The sequence below is a fragment of the Kitasatospora sp. NRRL B-11411 genome (assembly GCF_000721345.1).
Taxonomy (GTDB): Bacteria; Actinomycetota; Actinomycetes; order Streptomycetales; family Streptomycetaceae; genus Kitasatospora; species Kitasatospora cineracea.
Genome location: NZ_JOGH01000250.1, coordinates 1 through 2,926, shown reverse-complemented (window position 1 = coordinate 2,926; position 2,926 = coordinate 1). Strand labels below are relative to the sequence as shown.

Genomic DNA, 2,926 nt, shown 5'->3' with positions numbered 1-2,926 from the left:
CGGCGGCACCGCCGCTGGCCTTGCCATGAACGATCAGACTCCTCTGCGCAGCAGGGCCCGAAAGAAACGAGCCCTGCCACATAGCCTGACGCGCGACAGACCTGCCCGAGCGCGAGACCCTTAAGCAGTTGGCCGCGTCCAGCGCCCTTGCCCGCTGGACCGGCACTCCCATACTGGAGATCTGAGCACATGGACCATGCGCTGCGCTGCTGCGCTCGCTCGGCTCGCTGGATCGACTGGCAGACGCAGGCCCACCCCGGCTGGCTCGGAGCGGGCCTGCACTGAGCCGCGTCAGCGGCGGGTCCCATCTCGCAGGGCACGGACCAGCTCGGCGAGCGCGCGGATGATCGCTGGCCGTTCCACCCCCTGGGTGCCGCGCAGGCACAGGGCCATGGAGACGACCAAGGCCGCCGCCAGGATGAACAGCAGGAACAGCACGAGCCACGGGGACGCGGAAGCGATATCCCCGAGAACGGACCACATAACATTTCTCCTCGACGGTGTACGGAGTCACCCGCGCGAGGAGGCCGGCACGACGGCACGACCTCAACGACGACAGGTGACCTGTCAAGGCACAGGGCCCGAGGCTGGGGTCTGTACGGTGACCTGCTCTGTCCCGTAATCGGTGGTGACCAAGTGTGACGGCCGTCGTTGGCACGGTGTGCGTGATGTCAACGAGCTTGTGGGCGTGGTGTTTTCGGGTCTGTCGGCCCTGGTCGTCGAGGGTGTGGCGGACGAGGGCGAGGTGATCCGGGTGTCGGCTCGAACCCGGGACGATCCGGTGCCGTGCCCGGTGTGCGGTGAGCCGACGGGGCGGGTGCACGGCTTCCACGGACGAAGGGTCGCGGACGTTCCGGTCGACGGGCGGCGGGTGGTGGTGTCGGTGCGCCTGCGGCGGCTGGTGTGCCCGGTGCTCGGCTGCCCGCGGCAGACGTTCCGCGAGCAGGTCCCCGGCGTGGTGGAGCGCTACCAGCGCCGCACCAGGCGACTTTCCGACCAGCTCGGTGCGTTGGTAAAGGAGTTAGCGGGCCGGGCGGGCGCCCGCCTCTCCCGCGCGCTGGCCTGCGCGATCTCTCACTCGACCGCTCTGCGCCTGCTCATGCGCCAGCCACTGCCGTCGCCGCGGGTGCCGCGGGTGCTCGGAGTCGACGACTTCGCCCTCAAGCGCCGGCACCGCTACGCGACCGTGGTCATCGACGCCGAGACCGGGGAGTGGATCGACGTCCTGCCCGGCCGCACCGCTTCGGCACTGACCGTGTGGCTGCGCGAGCACCCTGGGGTCGAGGTGGTCTGCCGGGACGGATCCGGCTGTTACGGAGAGGCGATCCGCCGGGCCCTGCCCGACGCGGTGCAGGTGATCGACAGGTGGCACCTGTGGTCGAACCTGTGCGACAGGGTCCTGGCCGAGGTCCGCTCGCACGCCGCCTGCTGGGCCACCGACGTGAACCCCGTCCGACCCGGAGGCGTGCGCGAGCAGACCACCCGCGAGCGGTGGCACAAGGTCCACGACCTGCTCGGCCAGGGCATCGGCCTGCTCGAATGCGCCCGCCGCCTCGACGTCGCCCTGAACACCGTCAAGCGGTACTCCCGCATGAACGAGCCCACCGGCGACCGCCGCGCGCCCCGCTACCAGCCCACGCTCGTCGACCCCTACCGCGACCACCTGCGCCGACGCCGGGCCGAGGACCCCGCAGTGCCGGTCACCCACCTCCTGCGCGAAATCAAGGACTCGGCTACACCGGCAGCGCGAACCTGCTGGTCCGCTACCTCAACCAGGGCCGCGCCGAGGGCGACAGGCCCGTCACCACCCCGAAGCACTTCGCCCGACTCCTGCTCACCCGCCCCGAGAACCTCCGCGACAAGGACACCGAACTCCTGCGCGAACTAGATGTACTGACCACGGAGGTTGGTGACGGGGTTCACGGCAGTGCGATCTTGAAATGAGTGAGGGCCTTCTGGCTCGGTGTGGATTGCGACATCTGCACCGGCTCCCAGAAAGGCCCTCATGCCACACCGTAACGCACCGCTGACCGAGACCGGACGGCTGCGTCTGGCCCGCTGCGTGGTCGAGGACGGCTGGCCGCTGAGGCGGGCCGCAGAGCGCTTCCAGGTCTCGCCGACCACGGCCAAACGCTGGGCGGACCGCTACCGCGTGCTGGGAGAGGCCGGCATGACCGACCGGCCCTCCCGGCCACGCTACTGCCCGCACCGGACCCCCACCCGCACCGAGCGGCGGATCATCAAGGTCCGCGTCCTGCGCCGCTGGGGCCCGGCCCGCATCGCCTACCTGCTGAAGCTCAACCCCGCCACCGTGCACCGAGTCCTCACCCGCTACAAACTCGCCCGCCTCTCGCACCTGGACCGCGCCACCGGCCGGCCGATACGCCGCTACGAGCGTTGCGCGCCAGGCGAGTTGGTTCACGTTGACATCAAGAAGCTCGGCAACATCCCCGACGGCGGCGGCCACCGGGTCCGCGGCCGCAAGGGCAGCCCCTCCCGGTCGGGCGTGGGCTACAGCTACCTACACAACGCCGTCGACGACCACTCCCGCTGGCCTACAGCGAGATCCTGACCGACGAACGCAAGGAGACCGCCACCGCCTTCTGGACCCGCGCACAAGAGTTCTTCGCCCGGGCCGGGATCACCGTCCAACGGGTGATGACCGACAACGGCTCCTGCTACCGCTCCCGCCTATGGCGCGACGCGCTGACTGCCGCCGGCGTGACCCACAAGCGCACTCGCGCCTACAGGCCACAAACCAACGGCAAGGTCGAACGCTTCAACCGCACCCTGCTCGAGGAATGGGCCTACGCCAGGCCCTACCTAACCTGTCGCGCGTCAGGCTATGTGGCAGGGCTCGTTTCTTTCGGGCCCTGCTGCGCAGAGGAGTCTGATCGTTCATGGCAAGGCCAGCGGCGGTGCCGCC

General features: G+C 69.9%; 1 protein-coding gene and 2 pseudogenes. 2 read left to right on the top strand and 1 reads right to left on the bottom strand.

The genetic code is table 11. The features are described from left to right. Positions 1-291: 291 nt before the first annotated feature. A complete protein-coding gene (locus IH44_RS42120) occupies positions 292-483 on the bottom strand; it encodes a hypothetical protein (RefSeq protein WP_035958388.1) in 192 nt (63 codons plus the stop codon). Positions 484-691: 208 nt separating this feature from the next. Between IH44_RS42120 and IH44_RS42115 the strand changes: the two are divergent. Together IH44_RS42115 and IH44_RS42110 are read left to right on the top strand one after the other, a co-directional pair. Further along, a pseudogene (locus tag IH44_RS42115) lies at positions 692-1,914 on the top strand (ISL3 family transposase); the annotation flags it as partial. Positions 1,915-2,005: 91 nt separating this feature from the next. Beyond that, positions 2,006-2,823: pseudogene (locus IH44_RS42110) on the top strand (IS481 family transposase); the annotation flags it as partial. Positions 2,824-2,926: the final 103 nt, after the last annotated feature.